The organism is Mesorhizobium sp. P2_E9 (genome assembly GCF_056403815.1).
Map to the genome: position 1 here is coordinate 86,221 of NZ_JBFUET010000020.1, position 18,337 is coordinate 104,557.

Annotated in this window: 14 protein-coding genes and 3 pseudogenes; 10 read left to right on the forward strand and 7 right to left on the reverse strand. The window is 59.9% G+C overall.

The window, feature by feature from the left end; all coding sequences use genetic code 11:
- Positions 1-3: 3 nt before the first annotated feature.
- The 4 genes and pseudogenes from AC1D05_RS30085 to AC1D05_RS30100 all read right to left on the reverse strand — a co-directional run.
- Positions 4-1,155 carry a glycosyltransferase family protein gene (locus tag AC1D05_RS30085; RefSeq protein ID WP_477445775.1) on the reverse strand — a complete coding sequence of 384 codons (1,152 nt, stop codon included), beginning with the start codon at positions 1,153-1,155 and terminating at the stop codon, positions 4-6.
- A complete protein-coding gene (locus AC1D05_RS30090) occupies positions 1,152-2,396 on the reverse strand; it encodes a glycosyltransferase (RefSeq protein ID WP_477445777.1) in 1,245 nt (414 codons plus the stop codon). The genes AC1D05_RS30085 and AC1D05_RS30090 overlap by 4 nt, the downstream gene beginning before the upstream one ends.
- Before the next feature lies 1 nt (position 2,397).
- Positions 2,398-3,612 carry a glycosyltransferase family protein gene (locus AC1D05_RS30095; protein WP_477445779.1) on the reverse strand — a complete coding sequence of 405 codons (1,215 nt, stop codon included), beginning with the start codon at positions 3,610-3,612 and terminating at the stop codon, positions 2,398-2,400.
- Between the two features lie 245 nt (positions 3,613-3,857).
- Positions 3,858-4,166, reverse strand: a pseudogene (locus AC1D05_RS30100) (DDE-type integrase/transposase/recombinase); the annotation flags it as partial.
- Here AC1D05_RS30100 and AC1D05_RS30105 point away from each other — a divergent pair.
- The 8 genes and pseudogenes from AC1D05_RS30105 to AC1D05_RS30140 all read left to right on the forward strand — a co-directional run bounded on the left by AC1D05_RS30105 (position 4,104) and on the right by AC1D05_RS30140 (position 12,842).
- Entirely contained in the window at positions 4,104-4,286 is a 183-nt protein-coding gene (locus AC1D05_RS30105) for a hypothetical protein (protein ID WP_477445841.1), read from the forward strand. The pseudogene AC1D05_RS30100 and the gene AC1D05_RS30105 sit on opposite strands and share 63 nt — an antisense overlap.
- A gap of 60 nt (positions 4,287-4,346) precedes the next feature.
- Positions 4,347-4,949, forward strand: a complete 603-nt coding sequence (locus AC1D05_RS30110; protein WP_477445781.1) for a histidine phosphatase family protein — start codon at positions 4,347-4,349, stop codon at positions 4,947-4,949.
- A gap of 178 nt (positions 4,950-5,127) precedes the next feature.
- A pseudogene (locus AC1D05_RS30115) lies at positions 5,128-5,643 on the forward strand (tyrosine-type recombinase/integrase); the annotation flags it as partial.
- A gap of 626 nt (positions 5,644-6,269) precedes the next feature.
- Positions 6,270-6,935 carry a hypothetical protein gene (locus AC1D05_RS30120; protein WP_477445783.1) on the forward strand — a complete coding sequence of 222 codons (666 nt, stop codon included), beginning with the start codon at positions 6,270-6,272 and terminating at the stop codon, positions 6,933-6,935.
- 7 nt (positions 6,936-6,942) lie between these two features.
- Positions 6,943-10,008 (forward strand): OmpA family protein, encoded by a 3,066-nt coding sequence (locus AC1D05_RS30125; RefSeq protein WP_477445785.1) that lies wholly within the window; start codon positions 6,943-6,945, stop codon positions 10,006-10,008.
- A gap of 13 nt (positions 10,009-10,021) precedes the next feature.
- A complete protein-coding gene (locus AC1D05_RS30130) occupies positions 10,022-10,516 on the forward strand; it encodes a Rab family GTPase (RefSeq protein ID WP_477445787.1) in 495 nt (164 codons plus the stop codon).
- A gap of 3 nt (positions 10,517-10,519) precedes the next feature.
- Positions 10,520-11,590 carry an adenylate/guanylate cyclase domain-containing protein gene (locus tag AC1D05_RS30135; RefSeq protein ID WP_477445789.1) on the forward strand — a complete coding sequence of 357 codons (1,071 nt, stop codon included), beginning with the start codon at positions 10,520-10,522 and terminating at the stop codon, positions 11,588-11,590.
- 184 nt (positions 11,591-11,774) lie between these two features.
- On the forward strand, positions 11,775-12,842 hold the full coding sequence (locus AC1D05_RS30140) for a cyclic nucleotide-gated potassium channel (RefSeq protein ID WP_477445791.1): 1,068 nt from the start codon (positions 11,775-11,777) through the stop codon (positions 12,840-12,842).
- On the opposite strand, the pseudogene AC1D05_RS30145 reads toward AC1D05_RS30140, so the two are convergent.
- Positions 12,808-12,954: pseudogene (locus AC1D05_RS30145) on the reverse strand (AMP-binding enzyme); the annotation flags it as partial. The gene AC1D05_RS30140 and the pseudogene AC1D05_RS30145 sit on opposite strands and share 35 nt — an antisense overlap.
- Positions 12,955-13,217: 263 nt before the next feature.
- Between AC1D05_RS30145 and AC1D05_RS30150 the strand changes: the two are divergent.
- Both AC1D05_RS30150 and AC1D05_RS30155 read left to right on the forward strand, forming a co-directional pair.
- Complete coding sequence (locus AC1D05_RS30150) at positions 13,218-13,430, forward strand: transposase family protein (protein WP_477445793.1); 213 nt, start codon at positions 13,218-13,220, stop codon at positions 13,428-13,430.
- Positions 13,431-13,505: 75 nt separating this feature from the next.
- Positions 13,506-13,721 (forward strand): hypothetical protein, encoded by a 216-nt coding sequence (locus AC1D05_RS30155; protein ID WP_477445795.1) that lies wholly within the window; start codon positions 13,506-13,508, stop codon positions 13,719-13,721.
- Positions 13,722-14,087: 366 nt separating this feature from the next.
- On the opposite strand, the gene AC1D05_RS30160 is transcribed toward AC1D05_RS30155, so the two are convergent.
- A complete protein-coding gene (locus tag AC1D05_RS30160; RefSeq protein WP_477445797.1) occupies positions 14,088-17,198 on the reverse strand; it encodes an efflux RND transporter permease subunit in 3,111 nt (1,036 codons plus the stop codon).
- The gene (locus AC1D05_RS30165) at positions 17,198-18,262 is read right to left on the reverse strand and encodes an efflux RND transporter periplasmic adaptor subunit (RefSeq protein WP_477445835.1); all 1,065 of its coding nucleotides are present in this window, start codon (positions 18,260-18,262) and stop codon (positions 17,198-17,200) included. The genes AC1D05_RS30160 and AC1D05_RS30165 overlap by 1 nt, the downstream gene beginning before the upstream one ends.
- Positions 18,263-18,337: the final 75 nt, after the last annotated feature.

Sequence of the window (18,337 nt, forward strand, 5' to 3'; positions counted from 1 at the left end):
GCGTCAGGATCTCGGGGACCAGGTTCGATACCGGTCGCGCAGAATCTGCGCCGAGCGACGCGCGCCTTCCAGATCGAGACTATGCGAGGTTGGCGCTGGCCCCGCAAGCGCCTGTTTAACCGCTTGCGCCAGACCTTCAGGCGTCAGGTCCTTTTCCGTCAGTACCGTTGCAAGACCGAGCTCTTCGAGCATCAGGGCGCGAACCGTCTGTTCGGTTTCCCCGCCGGTTGCAAAGGGAACGAGCAGCGAGCGACACCCCGCGCGCAGGATATCGCAGACCGTGTTGTAGCCCGCCTGCGAGACCGACAGCCGGGCGCCAGCCAGCAGGCTGGCGAAATCCTCGCGGAACCGGAAGATGGACAGGCCCGGGGTGGCATCGCCTGCAATCGCGTCAAACTCGTCTTTCGGCAGGTTCGGGCCGGTGATCAGACACCATTTCCAGGCGTTGTCGGCATTGCGCGCCGCTGCGATGGTGGATCGGACAAGGCTCTTTCCCGCAGCCCCGCCGCCAACCGACACCAGAACGTCGAAGTGCTCGGAGGCCGCGGGCGCCCGCGGTGCGGCAACGAGCCCTGTGTAGGCGACCTCGGCCCTGATCGCCCCGGCCGGTGGAAATGTCTTGTCGATGGTTGCGAAAGCCGGATCGCCATGAACCATGACAAGGTCGAAATGCCTGTTGACGAGATCGACCGTTTCCTCGTTTCGGCCCGGCTTGACGCGCTCCTGAAGGATGTCGCGCACGGACGTCGCCAAAAGCGGTCTGGGCGATGTCGCTTCGATGGCCTCGATCAGCGGCAAGAGTTCGAAACACATCTGCCGGCGCCCAAATGGAAACGCCTCGACAATGACGATATCAGGCCTGCAATCCCGAAATGCCTGCAGCAACATCCCGGAGCGCGATTCCTTGAAATCATCGTCGATGGGTTTGCCCAGCAGGTCGACAAGCCCGGAAAATCCTTCATCTCCGGAGGTGATAGGCGGCAAAGTTACAGATTTTACACCCGGTCCCGGAAACCCCGCGATCGGCGCTCCGCCGGTCACGACGGTTACCTCAAACCCGTCATCGGCCAGAGCAGCCGCAATGCGGCTGGCGCGCGCGAGATGGCCGATGCCGAGCAGGTGCTGGACATAGAAGAAAGCGCGCAGCCGCTTCATTCGGCGGCCCGCCACTCCCGCTCGAACAGGTCCTTGAGCTGTCCAATGCTTGCCACATGATCGAAATTGCCGCGCACGCGCCGCTCTGCGGCGTCGCCGAGGCGGGCGCGCAGCACGGGATCACGGATCAGGCGCTCCAGCGCCTGTGCCAGGGCAATCGGGTTTTCCGTGGGAACCAGCAGCCCGGTTTCATCCGGCGATAGAAGCTCCGGCACGCCGGAAATATCGGTCGACAAGCAGGCAAGCCGCTGGCTAGCCGCCTCCACCAGAACATTCGGCAGACCGTCCCGGTCGCCATTTGCGGTGATCCTGCAGGCCAGGGCGAAGATGTCGGCGCAGCGGTAGTGCTCAAGCACCTCCTCCTGCGCAAGCGCGCCTTTCCAAGAGACGCGACCATCCAGTCCGAGCTTTCGCGCCAGCGCCTTGAGCCCTTCCAGTTCCTCGCCGCCGCCGATATGCTCGAAACGCCACGCCAAATCACCAGGCAAGAGGGCAAGGGCCTCCAGCAAGGTATCGTAACCTTTCTTTTTAACGGCGCGCCCGACACTCAGAACGACAACCGGTTCGTCCTGCGCCGAGCCGTCATGCTGTTTCCGCGTCTCGCCGAAACTGCCGAAGCGATCAAGGTCGAGCCCATGATAGCTCAGATGCACAGACGAGTTGCCGTTAGCGAGTTTTTTCAGACGGTCGAAACCGACTTTCGTGCAAGTGACCGTCCAGCGCGCCGAGGCAAGCTTGCCAACCAGATCCCAGTCCGCCGAAGTCCAGATGTCCTTGGCATGGGCCGAGCAGCTCCAGGGCAGGCCACGAAGCTGGCTGGCATAGCGCGTCACCGATGCCGGCGTGTGCGCGAAATGTGCATGCAGCCAACCCGCGTCTTCCGGCCATTCGGCGGCCAGCACGAGCGCTTGCCCGAAGCGGCGCGCGCGATTGCGCGTAAAGTCACGGGGGATATCGGCCGCCAGCGATCCGAGAGCGCGCCAGAAGCCCGGCCGCAGCAGACAAGCAAACAGCGAGCGAACCACGCGCAACGGCTCTTCATGCAGATATTCCGGCAGATAATGGACGGGCGCTTTGATCTCGTCATGCACGGGGTGGCGTCTTGCGTCGGTCGGCCGCCTGAGCGCGACGAGTATCAGGTCGAACCCCGCACGCTCCAGACCGAGCAGTTCCTGAGCGATGAAGGTTTCCGACAGCCGCGGATAGCCCTTCAGAACCACGACGATCTTGCGATGTTGCAACTCAGTTCATGCCTTCAATGACCGAAAGGTGATGACCGGCCCGCCGGTCGAGCAGTTCTGCAACGATTTCGGAAATATGAGGCAGCCCTTCCAGCGTTAGATGCGGATTGCTCTGCGATGGGCGAGGCCGGTCCGGCAGAACCTTCAGTGCATCGGCAAACCGCTGGGAATCCTCGGCTTCCTCCGGCAAAAGCATCTCGATGAGGCCTAGTTCAGCTGCGCGCCGCGCGCGGATCAGTTGTTCCTCGCGGGGCTTGACGCGCGGCACGATCAGCGCCGGCTTGTCGAAAGACAGTATCTCGCAATAGGTGTTATAACCGCCCATCGCCACCACCGCCTTGGCGCCGGCAATCAGGTCTTCCATGCGGTTGTCGAACTCGATGATCTTGATATAGGGGATCTTGGACCCCTTCTTGAGCAGCTTGTTGCGCTTGCGCGCCGGCATGTAAGGCCCAAGCACGATCAGCGCCCTATGCTGCAATTGCGGATCCTGCTGATAGGCATCGATGACGTCGTGGATCAGTTCGGCGCCGTCACCGCCACCACCGGTGGTAACGAGGATATAGTCGCCCTCGGGCCGGTGGCCGGGCAACTCGTTCTTCTGCAGGCTGCGTTGCAGGAAACCGACGAACTTCATCTTTGCCCTGACTGCCGGCGGCACATCCAGGCCGGTCAACGGATCGTAGAAATCCGGCGGGCCATAGGCCCAGACCTTGTCGTAGAACAGGCCTATCTTGCGCATCACATCCCTACGTGCCCACTCTGCTTCGAGTAGATGCGGCGCGTCCATCACCTCGCGCAGGCCAAGCACGAGCGTGGTGCCCCGCGTCTTGAGGTAGGACAGCGTGTCCTCGATTTCGCCGCGCAGGCCGAGTGGTTCCTTGTCGACGATGAAGATATCCGGCGCGAAGGTCTCGGCTGTGTGGCGGATGATTGACTGGCGCATCCTTAGCGTCTCATGCAGATCGATATCCTTTTCCAACGAGGTATATTCGCCGTTGCGCAGCTTGATGACGCTGGGAATCTTCACGAAGTCGACACGGGCGCGGTAGTCGAAGGCGCCTGCGATGGTCGCACCCGAGATGATAAGCACCTGAAGTCCGCGGAAATCCTCGACCAGCGAATGCGCGATCGTCCGGCAGCGCTGTAAGTGGCCGAGCCCGAACGTGTCGTGGCTGTACATGAGAATTCGAGCATTTTGTACGTGATGGGTCATTTTGAACGTCTTTTAGAATTCTCGTCTTGAGGACCGTGGGTGACCCCGCAGGCTTCGAAACCGTCCTCGCAGGGTCTGCCGACCTGTTTTGAAATATTGGGGCGCAATTTTCAATCTGTATTACCCAAGAGGCCCCATATGCTCAAGCCAAGAAGCTGCGTCTGCTCAGTTGCCCGCTTGTCACAGGCGATGTCAATTTAACGCATGTCGGGGCGCGCCGGCGGCCTTGGCTGCGCGGATTGATTTCAGGCCGCGGTTCCCACCACAGCACTCCACTCCGCAACGGCTCGAAGGCGGTGCAGGTGAATTTGGAATGCAGAGCGTTGTGAACGGGGTGGAACGAAGAGATTTCTGAGGACTGAGAAAATCCAGACGAAACGTTGCAGCGACCCCGCTGATCGGAACCCCTGCATCGTTCGCGCCCGCTTTCGCAACGGCACGTGTGAATTCTCGGCTCGGTTGTTGAGGCCCTTATGTGATCGATGCTCGACATGTGGCATGATCTGGCGTCGCGCCGCACCATAGGAGCGCAACTTGTCGGTGACTATCCGCCGGCATCGATCCAAGCGCTGCGCTATCCTATCTCCGCCAACATGATTCCTGACCGCAAGGGCTTCAAATTTACAGGCGAAAACGTCACCATGTTCCTATCGCAGGCAAAGGACAAGCCATAATGTTCTCTGATTGTTCCTTAATTTGGCCAAAATCACAGCTTCGGGCAGGTTAGGCCAAATATGGTCAAACGCCTACTCTTCGCAATGCGTCATGGAGAAACCCGCTGGAATACCCAGGGGCGCTTTCAGGGCCGCCGCGACCATTCCTTGGCGGCTGCGGGGCGGCGGCAGGCCACGGAGAACGGCGGCAGGCTGAAGGCTCATTTCGAACGTCTGGGCGTGAAACCTGCCCGGATCGCGGCCTATACGTCGCCGCTCAAGCGGGCGCGCGAGACGATTGCCATAGCGGCTTTGGAAGTAGGGATTGCCGAAAGCCAGGTCAACATCGACGTCCGTCTCGCGGAAGCCTCGTTCGGCCGCTGGGAGGGGATGACCACGCTGGAGGTAAAGGCGCGTTTTCCCGCCGAGCGTCGCCGACGCAAGGCGGACCGCTGGAATTTCGACTCCCATGGTGGTGACAGCTACGGCGACCTGGCGCGTTTAATGGAGAGCTTCCTGGCCGATCTCGATCCGGGACGGCCGGTACTCGTCGTGTCGCATGCCGGGAACATAAGGGTAATGGCCTTCATGCTCGCCGGTCTGACACGGGAGGAGGCGATGGCGCTTGCCGTCCCCCATGACGCGGTGCTTCACTGGGACGGGCGCCAATTCACATGGATTTGAATTTGCGAATGCATTTGCCCTGAAGCTCGATCGTCAGGATGGTTGAGGCCACAAAAACCGCCACGGTGATGTCACTGTAACGGCTTGTGAGGGGCTGGCGCGATAGACGCACTCGCATGAACACCTTGCCCGCCAGCAAGAAGCGCCATCGTTTCCCACCCCAGATCGCCCATGCTGTGTGGATCGAGAAGGGCGGGTTCGAGACCGCGCTCTTTTTGATCTTGCCATCGACAGCAAGCGTCGCGGCTGCGATCTAATCAAGATCAACACGGGAGACCTTGTAACGGGGGCGGAGATACGAACGCGGGCGATGGTCGTTCAACAGAAGACAGGACGTCCTGTCCAATTCGAACTGACCAGCGACGTCCGTGCCAGCCAACTGGCGTGGCTGGAGTGGCGCGGCAGCACTGTGGATGATCACGCGTCCCCAAGCCGCATCAACCATGCACACCATATGAGCACACGGCAATACGCCCCTCTGGTCGACGAATTGGTCACTGCGATTGGTCTTCGAGCATCGGACTATGGCACGCACTCTCTGTGCAGAACAAAGGCTGCAATGATCTACAAGGCGACGGGCAACCTGCGCGCCATCCAGATTCTGCTGGGGCATAGCAAGATCGAGAATACGGTGCGGTATTTGGGTGTCGACATCGAAGAGGCGCTACTCTTGGCAGAACGAACTGAAATCTGACGCTGCAGGGGTCATCCGAGCGCAGCGAATGACCGCTTTGCGCGACGGTCTTATTGCGCTGTCAGATCCGACTTGCCTGCCGCCAGCACAGGATGGCGATGGCGTCATCATGCCCATGGTGGGCACCTCTTTTGCCGGCCGAGCCTGTTGCGACAAGAGACTGCCTCGTCTGGGAGTCAAGAAGCGACGGACCTGGAAGGCTCGTCACGCCATCCGTGAGTGCGGCGCAAACGCCCGAAGCGTTGCCGTGTGGTTGGTGAAGCGGTTCTTATCAAGCTTGATCGGGTCGCCTGCTTTGAGCGCGAAACTGCCCCCTGCCGCTGTCGTTATTCGGTTGATCGCCTTGCAGTTGACACGCCGGATGCCGTGAACGCGGAGATTGCAGGGCGACAGCGCTTCGACGACCGCGCTTACCGCCTTTGATCCCCGACCAGCCGCGGCTGCCGCTTTTGAAATGGCGTCGCCGCAAACTTCCATTGCTGAGTCGGCGATGCGCTCGGCTGCCTCACGAATCGGCTCAAGTCAAGACGATACCGGCTTGCGAGCCGCGTATTTTGCTGACATGCTCACTTTCTTATATATGGGGTTTTGCACTGTGGCAGGTGTTCAAATGGAAGGGCAAAAGCATGGCAAAGGAATCTTCGAATTCCGTTCCTTCAGACAAGAAGGCGGACGGAAATCTTATAGGTAACGCAGAGGGAAACGGGCTGAACTTCATGGGAGTCCAGGCTCGCGAAAACGGGGGCTCCGGCGACCCTGTAGGTGTCGACAAAATACGTGATCTGCTGTTCGGCAACCAGATGCAGGACTATGACCGCCGCTTTTCCAAGCTTGAAGAACGGGTCTTGCAGCGCTTCAAGGATGTCGAATCCGAGGCTAAGCGCAATCTCGACATGTACGAGTCAAATGCAAAGAAGCAGGTCGATTCGCTTGCGGGGCAATTGCGGAACGAAAAAGATTCGCGAGCCGACGCCGACAAAGAGATTGATCGGAATCTGCGCGAGCAAAACCAGGCACTTGAAAAGCAGGTGCGCGCGTTGTCGGATCAATTGAGCGCGCTTGAGCGCGACGTTGCGGACCGGATAAATCGAAACGATCATTTACTGCGTGAGGAAATCAAGCAGAAGAATGAAGGCGTTCAGATGCTGATAGAGAAAATGTTTGCCGATCTCAGCAACGTCAAGACCGACCGAAATCTTTTGGCTGGCCTGTTTGTCGAGGTTGCAAAATGCCTGAATCAGGATCCCGTCGGCAGCAAGAGCAACTCGGACCGTAGCTGGAAAGTGAGTTGATGGGACCTTGACGTCGACCGTCGACCCAATCAGCCTTCCGCAAAGAACAGCCTCGAACGATACAGAGATTGATCGCGAGGCTCTGGCTCGTCTTTTGATCGAAATCGCCCGGAACGTTGATCCGGACTATCGTGCGCGTTTCGACGGAGTTCCAACCGCCGATCCTCGCATGGAAACACTGCGCCAGTTGCTGGTCAGCCGCGAAATTTCGGAGCTTTCACGAGTTACGCATCTGCTGGACGAACCGGAGCAGCTCGCGGCAGCCGTGGGCGACGTTCTTCCCAGTGCGGCCGCCCGAGCGCCTCATGCGCAACTCGGCGAGGCCCTTGCGCCAGCTGTCGAAAGGGCTGTGCAACGATCGATCCAGAAGAACCCACGCACGCTGACGGATATATTATACCCGGTGTTTCTGCCGGCAATTCGCAAGTCGATCGGGGAAAAGATCGACCAGACCTTTCAGTCGCTGAATGAAACTTTACGACATATATTTACCTGGCACGGGCTCAAGTGGAGATTTGAATCTTGGAGAACCGGCGCTAGCTTTTCTGAAGTTGTTCTTAAGCATTCTCTTGTATATCGTGTAGAACATGTCTTTCTCATTAGCCGAAATTCCGGACTTTTGATATCGCATGTCGCTGCCGATAACGCAACGAGCGAGGATCCTCAGCTTATTTCTTCGATGCTTAGTGCAATTCAAGATTTTGTGAAAGACTCATTTAACGAGAAAGAACAGAGCAGTCTGGACACTATCCGTCTTGGTGACCTTCGCCTCTGGTCAGAAGTTGGACAGTTTGCGACCTTGGTTTCGGTGATCCGAGGAAATCCACCAGAGGAATTACATGAAATAGTTCGCGATGTATTGCTTCGCATCCATGAGGAGTGCTCACAGGCTCTAGCGGAGTTTGACGGCGACAGTTCGCAGTTGGCCGGCGTAGAGGCGCAATTGCAGACGTGCGTTGAGCTGAAGCAGGAGGAATCAAACCAGGGGTTTCCGTGGCTGGTGGTGGTTGCAGCCCTGCTGCTTTTGGTTTTGGCAGGCGGTTGGTTCCTTCTTTCCTGGCAATCCGGGCAGCGCTGGCAGGCCTATGTGTCGCGACTGGAGGCCCAGCCAGGCATCATCGTTGCCGAGCAAAAGGTAAGCTATGGCCAATTCTATATTGCCGGCCTGAGAGACCCGCTTGCCGCCGACCCGCAGTCGCTGTTGTCCGGAACGCAGGTCGATCCCGCCCGCGTTCATTCGCAGTGGCAATTCTATCAGAGCCTTGAGCCGGAGTTCGTGTTGAAGCGGCTGACGGCGTCGCTGGCTCCGCCGGATACAGTACGACTTTCGATCGTCAAGGATCGCATCGTTGCCGAGGGTGCGGCTCCTGCCACGTGGATCAACCGGGCGCAGGCCGCCGCCCAGCAGCTTTCGGCAGGCGGACCGGTGTTCGATATCTCCAGGGTCCGTGATGTAAGCCTCGAAGAACGCGAGGCGGATCGCTGGCAGGCCTATGTGTCGCGACTGGGGACCCAGCCGGGCATCATCGTTGCGGAACAGAAGATACGCGACGGCCAATTCTATATTGCCGGCCTGAGAGACCCGCTTGCCGCCGACCCGCAGTCGCTGTTGTCTGGAACGCAGGTCGATCCCGCCCGGGTTCATTCGCAGTGGCGGTTCTATCAGAGCCTTGAGCCGGAGTTCGTGTTGAAGCGGCTGACGGCGTCGCTGGCTCCGCCGGATACAATACGACTTTCGATCGCCAATGATCGCATCGTTGCCGAAGGCGAGGCTCCTGCCACGTGGATCAACCGGGCGCAGGCCGCCGCCCAGCAGCTTTCGGCAGGCGGGCCGGTATTCGATATTTCCAGGGTCCGTGATGTAAGCCTCGAAGAACGCGAGGCGGGTCGCTGGCAGGCCTATGTGTCGCGACTGGGGACCCAGCCGGGCATCATCGTTGCAGAACAGAAGATACGCGACGGCCAATTCTATATTGCCGGCCTGAGAGACCCGCTTGCCGCCGACCCGCAGTCGCTGTTGCCTGGAACGCAGGTCGATCCCGCCCGGGTTCATTCGCAGTGGCGGTTCTATCAGAGCCTTGAGCCGGAGTTCGTGTTGAAGCGGCTGACGGCGTCGCTGTATCCGCCGGATACAGTACGACTTTCGATCGTCGATGATCGCATCGTTGCCGAGGGCGAGGCTCCTGACACCTGGATAGATAAGGCGCGCGCAGCGGCCCGACAGCTTTCGGCAGGCGGACCGGAATTCGATATCTCCAAGGTTCGCGATGTGAGCCCCGAAGCACGCGCGGCGGAGCATTGGCAGTATTATGTCTCGCGACTTGAGGCCCAACCTGGAATCATCGTTGCCCAGCAAACGGAGAGGGGCGGACATTTCTACATTTCCGGCCTGAGAGACCCGCTTGCCGCCGACCCGCAAGTTCTGCTGCACGGAACGCAGGTTGATCCTGCCCGCGTTCATTCACAATGGCAATTCTATCAGAGCCTTGATCCGAAGTTCGTGGTGAAGCGGTTGGAGGCTTCGCTGACCCCGCCGAAATCGGTTATGCTTTCGATCATCCAGGGTCGCATCGTTGTCGCGGGTGAGGCTCCTGCCAACTGGATCAACCGGGCGCGGGCCGCCGCCGAACAACTTTCGGCGGACGGAGTGGTTCTGGATGTCTCGCAACTGCATGAGCTGGACCTTGCAGAACTCAATCATTTGAGAGAGGCCATCCAGACGACCGATATTTTCTTCTCTTCCGGCAAAGTTGTGCCGGGACCAGAGCAGATGCCGGTTCTCGACAGGTTGGCGGATCAAATAAAGGAATTCGCCCAAAAAGCCCGCGAGTCAGGCGTAACGGCGCGGTTCATGTTGACCGGCCATTCGGACGGCACGGGCCGTGAGACGGCCAACGCGTCGATCAGCGCCGCCCGCGCGGAGACAGTTCGTGCGCTTCTCAACAAGCGCGGCGTCGCTCCGGAACTACTGCTGGTTCGGGGCGCGGGCACCTTTGAGCCGGCTGTGCCAGAAAATAGTCAAACAGGTAGCTCCACCAATCGCCGGGTTTCGGTTACGGTAAACCTGGACTAGGGCGGAGCCCAAGATGTTACAAAAAAAGATCTGCATGCTGGGCGGGTTCTCTGTCGGCAAGACGAGCCTAGTCCGCAGGTTTGTGCAAAGCATCTTTTCAGAAACCTACCTGACCACGGTGGGCGTGAAAATCGACAAGAAGAGTGTCGCACTACCGGACAAAACCGTGGATCTGATTCTGTGGGATTTGGCCGGCGAAGATGATATCGGCTCATTCCGCGTCAGCCATGTGCGAGGTGCGACAGGGCTCGTGCTTGTCGTCGATGGAACCCGCGCCGCCACTCTTGTCGCGGCACTCACGCTGCGCGAGCGGGTCGAGGCCGAATTCGGTGCCATGCCGTTTGTATTGCTGTTCAACAAATCCGATTTGGTCGATAAGTGGGTGATACCGGATGGGGAGATTGACGAACTGAGGCAACGCGGATGGCAAATCTATCTAACAAGTGCGCTTTCGGGCGAACATGTCGATGACGCGTTTCTTCAACTTGCTTCGATGGTCACCAAATAGACCATGCATAGATTGCCAAAAGAAGTCAGAAACTGGACTTACAATTTCTTCTACAACGAGCGCTCTATCGCATATGTGAAAATCGACGCCCAGCTTTGCATAGCTGGGAAGGGCGGCAATGTTAAACATTACGGGCTCTCATCGCTTCGCATCGGCAAGCCAGTTGCCGATCAGCTTGAATTCATGGAAGGCTTGCTGCCTTGCCCCGAGCTTCCATATCATATGCCTATGGTCGAACTGCCCAGCGGGCGTGTCGCGGATCTTCATCTTTTTGCTGACGATGACTGCGTGTGGCTCCTCTTTCTCGACGTCACTGCCGAACGCGACAATAAGCAGCGGCTTCAACAGAAGGCTTACGAAATGACGCTCCTGCAAGAGAGGGAGCGTCAACTCAACGAGAAATTACAATCGATGAACGAGGCGTTGAGGGAGAGCCAAGAGGGATTGCAGCGTGAATACCAGCGCGCCGAAACCCTGCTCCTCAACATTCTTCCGGCGTCGATCGCGGAGCGGTTAAAGTCAGACGAACAAATTGCCGACAACCACGCAGAGGTAAGTGTGCTTTTTGCCGACATCGTCGGTTTTACGGAAAGAGCGCGGAGCGTCGGAGCCGTGACGACGCTCGCTATTTTAAATTACTTCTTCAAGGCGGCGGATCGGCTGTCGGACCAATACGGCTGTGAAAAGATCAAGACAATCGGCGACTGCGTGATGGTGGTCGCTGGCATGCCCGCCGCGCGATCCGATCATGCAGAAGCCCTCGCGCGCTATGCACTTGAGCTGCGGGAGGCGGTTCAGCACGAACGCTTCGCCGGAGAACGGCTAAGGCTCAGAATTGGAATTAACTCGGGACCAATCGTCGCGGGCGTCATAGGCAAAAAGCGGTTTGCCTATGACCTGTGGGGCGAGACCGTTAATCTCGCCGCACGTATTCAAACGTCCGCGGAGCCCGATGAAATCCGTATTTCGGATGCAACCCGCAAACTGCTTGGGCCAGATTTTGCTTGTGACCCACTCGCGGAAACGGAACTGCGTGGTACAGGTCGAGTGCGAATGTGGCGCCTCCCCGCTTGATTTGCCGCTTGGCGGTGCCGATCCGCATTGCATCTTGTGGCCTGTCTGTTGACGTCCGGTCACGAAGCGGTCCTGGAGATCTGAGTTCACCGTGGGTGAAGCACATCGCAGCGACAGCAAGCACCTTTGCGCTTGCCTTGAAGGCATCCTATTGTGGAGGATAGCAGCCGCTCGTGGGCATAGAATGTCGGTACTGCCTTTCTTAAGAATTTACGCGCCGCTCAACGCGGTGCTGGCTGCGCCTGGGTTGCTGGCGGTGGCTGCGCTCACGATACCGGACATGTCCGGACGAAGCAGACTGGCTCTGGCTGCTCTGCTCGCTGTCATCTGGGGCGCCTATCTCCTGCAACTGGCCGCGACGCTGCTCAAGCGCCGGGCGGGAGACGTAGGGGACAGGACGCCCAAAATCGCCATCGATGTGCTCGCAGTCTTGGTTCCACTCGCCGCATTTCTGCTCGACGGCACGCCCGACCGGAGCCTCTACTGTGCTGTCTGGCTGCTGAAACCGCTGCGCGACTCGACTTTCTTCCCGGTGCTGGGCAGGGTCCTGGCCAACGAAGCACGCAATCTGATCGGCGTCACCACGCTCTTCGGCGTCGTTCTGTTCGCTGTCGCGCTCGCAGCCTATGTCATCGAGCGCGATATCCAACCGGAAAAGTTCGGCAGCATCCCCCAGGCAATGTGGTGGGCGGTGGTCACGCTGTCCACCACCGGCTATGGGGACACTATCCCGCAAAGCTTCGCCGGCCGCGTCCTTGCCGGGGCGGTCATGATGAGTGGCATCGGCATCTTCGGACTCTGGGCCGGCATTCTTGCCACAGGCTTCTATCAAGAAGTCCGTCGCGGGGATTTCGTCCGCAATTGGCAATTGGTCGCCGCCGTGCCGTTGTTTCAGAAGCTCGGCCCGGCCGTGCTGGTCGAGATCGTGCGCGCGTTAAGAGTTCGCACGGTGCCGGCGGGCGCCGTGATCTGCCGCATTGGCGAGCCCGGTGACCGGATGTTCTTCGTCGTGGAGGGGCGCGTTAGCGTCGCGACGCCGAATCCGGTGGAGCTTGGCCCTGGCGCCTTCTTCGGTGAGATGGCGCTGATCAGCGGCGAACCGCGTTCGGCAACCGTCAGCGCCGCAACGGTGGTCTCACTCCTGTCGCTGCACTCGGCGGATTTCCAGATGTTGTGCAGCAGCAGCCCGGAGATCGCGGAAATCTTCCGCAAGACCGCGCTCGAGCGGCGCGGCGCTGCGGCGAGCGCTTGACCGTTTCCTCGGCGAGATCGGGGCTACCCTGGCAGGCTGGCGCCAGGATGACCAAAGCCTTGACGATCTCAGTGCGCTGCGGGTCGGGTACGCCGACCACGGCCGCCGCGTTAGGTCATCGTGTCGGTCGCTCGAAGCAATGATTATGTCTTCACTTTCCGGAGAACGGCGGCTCTAATCTTATGGGAGCCGCTTCGAAGTCGGTCTTGGATCGCGGAGGGGGAGATGACATTGGTGGATTCTGACCGGATCGACAAGCTGATCGCAGCCGTGCCCCACGGCTGGGAATCCAGGTTAACGGGGATTTTCGGGCCATTTTGCGTTGACGTGCGGATGTGATTCGCTGGGTGCTGTGATTCGGTTGGGAGCACTGCGATGGATGGTTTGGCACTTCGGTTTTCCGGCGAGGAGGTTCCGCGTGCGCGTCCGGCCTTGTTGCTGGAGCACTATTCCGAGCTTTCGGACGATCGTGAGCCGCAGCGGATCATGTACCGGCTCGACGAGGTGCTGCTGCTGGTGACCTGCGCCACCATCTGCTCCTGCGACGATTTCGACGAGATCGCTGCCTGGGGCGAGCATCATCTTTGATCCGAGAGAGCTGGAAAACCCGGCCGGCCGACATTATGGCGTGTTCCGGCCAGCTTAGAATACTGGAGCGATCGAATGCTGAGGTTGAGCCGCGCTGCGCTTTACGAACTGGTTTGGTCCAAGCCGATGACGGAGATCGCCAGGGATCACGGCGTCCGCGACCAGCATGTCGCGCAGGCTTGCGACGATCACGACATTGCAAGACCGCGCGCCGGCTACTGGCAAAAACTCGACCATGGCAAGGCGGTGGAGAGGGTTTGCTCTCAGCAACGACACGTTCTCTGCACATGACGTTGTCACCATCGATCTGGCAGGTTGCAGGACCCGACGGACATTGCGGGACGAAAACCATGAGACGGCAAAGAGGAGATCTGCGATATGACGCACCTCAATCCGCCATCGCTGGCGTTGTTCACCGGCTAACCTCTTCCCCAAAATGGAAGATTTCGACTACGCCGAGTGCCGCCATTAGCAGAAGAACTCCTCTTCGATAGTGGGTGTAGCGATGTAGCGCTCTCCCGCTACCACTTCAATCATTAAGATCAATCGGTTACGTGGCATCCGCTACCGTCAACCACACTGATTGCTCTCACTCACATCGACAACACGAACCCGTCAGTCGCCCCGTGTAGACAAACGAGGCTCGACAACAGTGCCCTATTCGGCAGCCATTGCTAGTCGCTGTTCCGGTTCCTCCGTCGAAACCTCCTGGATCTCATCTGCGGTCGGCTTGATCCGGAACCACGCGGTGTAAAGCGCGGGAAGGAAGAGCAGGATCAACACCGTGCCGGCCGCCGTTCCGCCGATCAGCGTATAGGCCATCGATCCCCAGAAGACGGAGTGCGTGAGGGGGATGAAGGCCAGCACGGCTGCAAGTGCTGTCAAAATGACGGGCCGTGTGCGTTGCACCGTGGCCTCGATGACGGCGTGATAGTCATCAATGCCGGCAGCACGGTTCTCCTTGATCTGCTCGGTCAAGATGAGCGTATTGCGCATCAGGATGCCGGCCAGTCCTATCATACCCAGAATGGCGTTGAACCCGAAGGGTTGGTGGAAGGTGAGCAGCATCGGCACGACGCCGACAAGGCCAAGCGGTGCCGTCAGCATGACCATGAACATCGTTGAGAAGGATCTCACCTGCAGCATGATGACGATCAACATGGCGGCTATCATAGCCGGGAAGACCTTGCCAAGTGCGGTGTTGGCCTTTTCAGCCTCTTCAATCGATCCGCCCATTTCGATGCGATAGCCGACCGGAAGGGACGCGATCAGCGGCTGAAGGGCCTTCATGATCTGCTTGGAGACCTCCGGAGGCTGGGTCGCCTCATTGATGTCCGCGCGGATCGTGACAACGGGCGTGCGATCGCGGCGCTTCAGGATTGGCTCTTCCAGGCGGATTTCCGAATGCCCGATCTGGTCGAGTGGAATCGAGCGGCCATCCCGGCTTATCAGCGAGAAATCCGCCAGACGCGCCGGATCCAGCCGCTCGCCGCCGGCGCTGCGTGCCACGATGGGGACATTGCGGATGTCCTCGCGAACCTGCGTAACGGGGATGCCGGTGAGAAGGAATTGCAATTGCTGTGCCACCTCCGCCGGTGACAGGCCAATGAGGTTCAGCCGATCCTGATCCGGAACGAAGCGGAGCACGGGCGTGCGATTGCCCCAGTCGCGGTTGGCCTGCCGCACGTCCGGAACGCCCCGCATGATGTCGAGGGCCTTTTCGGAAATGCTGTAGAGTTGAGTGGAATCGGGTCCCATGACCCGGAACTCGACCGGGAACGGCGTGTAGGGCCCGAACACGAGCTGCGTAACGCGGACATAAGCCTCGGGCGCAAGCCCCTGCGCCACCGCCTCTCGGAGCCGGTTCTTCAACGCCTCACGCGCCTCGGCGTCCGGGGTCAGCACGACGATCTTGGCGAAAGCGGGATCAGGAAGCTCCGGGGCCATCGCGAAGAAGAAGCGCGGAGCGCCCTGACCGACATAGCTCGTGACGATCTTGGCCTCGGGCTGTCTGTCCAGCCAATGTTCGAGCTTCTCGACGGCTGCGGTCGTTGTCTCGATGCTACCACCTTCCGGCAGGCGAACCTCCACCAACACCTCGGGACGGTCGGATGTCGGAAAGAACTGCTGTTTGACGCCCGCCATACCGACGACGGAAAGCGCGAAGGCGATGCCAACAATACCGCAAGTTACGAACTTATGGCGCACGGCAAATGTGATGGCCCGCCGCAAACGTCGATAGTTACGGGTGTCGTAAATAGCGTGGTGACCGCCTTCGACCGGTTTGATCGCGGGCAGCATCTTGACACCGAGATAGGGCGTAAAGACCACCGCGACGATCCATGAGACGACGAGGGCGAACCCCACGACCCAGAAGATGTTGCCGGCGTATTCGCCGGCCGTCGATCGCGCAAATCCCACCGGCACGAAGCCGGCGATCGTCACCAGTGTTCCCGATAGCATCGGCGCCGCGGTGTGGCTCCATGCATAGGCCGCCGCCTTGATGCGGTCCATGCCCTCTTCCATCTTCACCACCATCACCTCGATGGCGATGATGGCGTCGTCCACGAGAAGACCAAGCGCCAGGATGAGGGCGCCGAGCGTGATGCGATCGAAGAACCGGCCTGTTTCCAGCATGATGAGGAACACGACGGCGAGCGTCAGAGGGACGGCAGCCGCCACGACGATGCCGACGCGCCAGCCCATGCTGATCAGGCTGATCAGCAGCACGACGCCGAGCGCCATGGCGAACTTCAACATGAATTCGTCGACCGCCGAGGTGATGTTGACGGCCTGGTCGCTTACCTTGTCGAGCGTCATCCCAAGCGGCAGTGTTTGTGTGATCGCGGCAGTCCTGTCCTCCAGGGCTTTGCCGAGCGCACGACCATCCCAGCCCTCCTGCATGACCGCCGCGAGCATGATGGTGGGCTCGCCCTGGCGTCGGATGAGGTATGTGGGAGGGTCCTCATAGCCGCGGCTGACTTCGGCGATGTCGGAGAGCTTCATCGTCCGCCCCCCTGCGATAATCGGCGTGTCGGCGATCGCCTGAACGCTGTCATAGGCGCCGTCGACCCTTATGAAGAGGCGCGGCCCTAGTGTGTCGATCGAGCCTGCGGGCGTGACGGTGTTCTGCCGCTGCAAGGCAGCGACGATGTCCTGTGCCGACACGCCGAGCGTTGCCAGCTTGGCGTAGGAAAACTCCACGAAAATCTGTTCGGGACGTTCACCAAGGATGTTGATCTTCTTGACGCCGGGCACGTGCAGGAGGTCCTGGCGGATCACCTCCGCCTGCCTCGCCAGTTCCCGCATCGGCATGCCTTTGGCCTTCAGCGCATAAAGGGCGAAGCTCACATCCGAATATTCATCGTTCACGAAGGGGCCGAAGACGCCGGGCGGCAGGTTGGGGGCTTCATCCGCGAGCTTCTTGCGGGCCTGATAGAACTCCTCCTGCACGACGGATGACGGTGTGCTGTCCTTCAGCGTGACCGTCATATACGCATAGCCTGGCCGTGTGGTCGTCTCCACCCTGTCGTACCAGGTCAGCTCCTGAAGCCGCTTCTCCAACGGTTCGGCGACGAGGTCCTGCATCTCGCGCGCCGTCGCGCCCGGCCACGCCGTTGTGACCGTCATGGTCTTGATGGTGAAGTTGGGGTCCTCCGCCCGGCCAAGCATGAGGAAGGCGTAGGCGCCGGCAGCCACCAGCAGAAGGATAAAGAACAGGGTGACAGCGCGTTCGCGAACGGCGATCGCGGAAAGATTGAAGCCCATCAGTTGCTCTCGCTTTCGGACTCAGTCCTAACGAGAGCGCCTTCCTGAAGGAGGTGGGCGCCGAGGGACACAATGGGAACGTTGGAGTTCAAACCGGAGATCACAGCTGTCTCGCTGGTTACACGAACAATCTGGACGGGCTGAAAGTGGACGGTCGAGGTGGCGCCGTCCAACACCCAAACGCCGGTCTTCCGGCCGTCATCAAGCACGGCTCCCAGTGGCACCTGAACCTCCGGCTGTTTCACTTGGCTTGCGAGCCGAATGGTTACCGTCGCGCCAAGCGGTGCCGTGGCAGCCTCGCCGTCCAGCACATAGCGCGCCTCATACGTGCGAGTCTGGGCATCGGCGGAGTCCGACAGCTGCCGCAGATGCGCTGAATAACGGCGCTCATCGCCACCATACACGCTGGCCTCGGCTGCCGAGCCGATCGCTGGCCGGATCGTTTCGGGAAGCGCGACGACCGCTTCGCGCGGGCCAGCCTTAGCGGTCCGGATCACAGGCTGGCCGGCTGCGACGACCTGCCCCGGCTCGCCAAGCGTTTCAACCACCGTTCCATCCGCGTCCGCCAACAGGACCGCATAAGCCGCCTCGTTCTCGGCGACCCGTGCGTCGGCTTCGGCGGCGGCAAGTTGCGCTTGGGCGGTATCCATCGCAGCCTTCGCTTGCTCGTAGCGCTGCGGTGTAACCCAACCGGCGCGGAGCAAGCTGGCGTACCGCCGTTCATCCGGCTGTGTCTGAACGACTGTTGCGCGCGCAGCGTCAACGGCATTGCGTTTCGCCGAAAGCGCAAGGCGCAGATCGGTGTCGTCAATCCGCATCAGCGGCTGACCGGCTTTGACCTCCTGACCGACGTCCACCAATCGTTCCACGATCTTGCCGGGAACCCGAAAGCCGAGATTGCTCTGCACCCTCGCCGCGATGACGCCGGTGAAGCCGCGTTCCGATCCAGTCACCGGCGCTGCCGACACCAACCTGACGAATGGCGCTTCCTGCCTCGGGTCGGTCACCAGAGGGGCCTCCTGCGCAGGAGTGGCAAACGTGGCGAATGCCGCCACCCATGACATCGCCGTCAGGGTCGATCCCAATACGATAACGGTTCTCTTTTTCACGCTCGTCGCCTCATCTCAAATTAGATTGCG

Bases quoted from the DNA above. Each gene is read 5' to 3' on its own strand.
- AC1D05_RS30085 (WP_477445775.1), bottom strand. From the start codon at position 1,155: ATGAAGCGGCTGCGCGCTTTCTTCTATGTCCAGCACCTGCTCGGCATC.
- AC1D05_RS30095 (WP_477445779.1), bottom strand. From the start codon at position 3,612: ATGACCCATCACGTACAAAATGCTCGAATTCTCATGTACAGCCACGAC.
- AC1D05_RS30105 (WP_477445841.1), top strand. From the start codon at position 4,104: ATGTGGCATGATCTGGCGTCGCGCCGCACCATAGGAGCGCAACTTGTC.
- AC1D05_RS30110 (WP_477445781.1), top strand. From the start codon at position 4,347: ATGGTCAAACGCCTACTCTTCGCAATGCGTCATGGAGAAACCCGCTGG.
- AC1D05_RS30120 (WP_477445783.1), top strand. From the start codon at position 6,270: ATGGCAAAGGAATCTTCGAATTCCGTTCCTTCAGACAAGAAGGCGGAC.
- AC1D05_RS30130 (WP_477445787.1), top strand. From the start codon at position 10,022: ATGTTACAAAAAAAGATCTGCATGCTGGGCGGGTTCTCTGTCGGCAAG.
- AC1D05_RS30135 (WP_477445789.1), top strand. From the start codon at position 10,520: ATGCATAGATTGCCAAAAGAAGTCAGAAACTGGACTTACAATTTCTTC.
- AC1D05_RS30140 (WP_477445791.1), top strand. From the start codon at position 11,775: ATGTCGGTACTGCCTTTCTTAAGAATTTACGCGCCGCTCAACGCGGTG.
- AC1D05_RS30150 (WP_477445793.1), top strand. From the start codon at position 13,218: ATGGATGGTTTGGCACTTCGGTTTTCCGGCGAGGAGGTTCCGCGTGCG.
- AC1D05_RS30155 (WP_477445795.1), top strand. From the start codon at position 13,506: ATGCTGAGGTTGAGCCGCGCTGCGCTTTACGAACTGGTTTGGTCCAAG.
- AC1D05_RS30160 (WP_477445797.1), bottom strand. From the start codon at position 17,198: ATGGGCTTCAATCTTTCCGCGATCGCCGTTCGCGAACGCGCTGTCACC.
- AC1D05_RS30165 (WP_477445835.1), bottom strand. From the start codon at position 18,262: ATGTCATGGGTGGCGGCATTCGCCACGTTTGCCACTCCTGCGCAGGAG.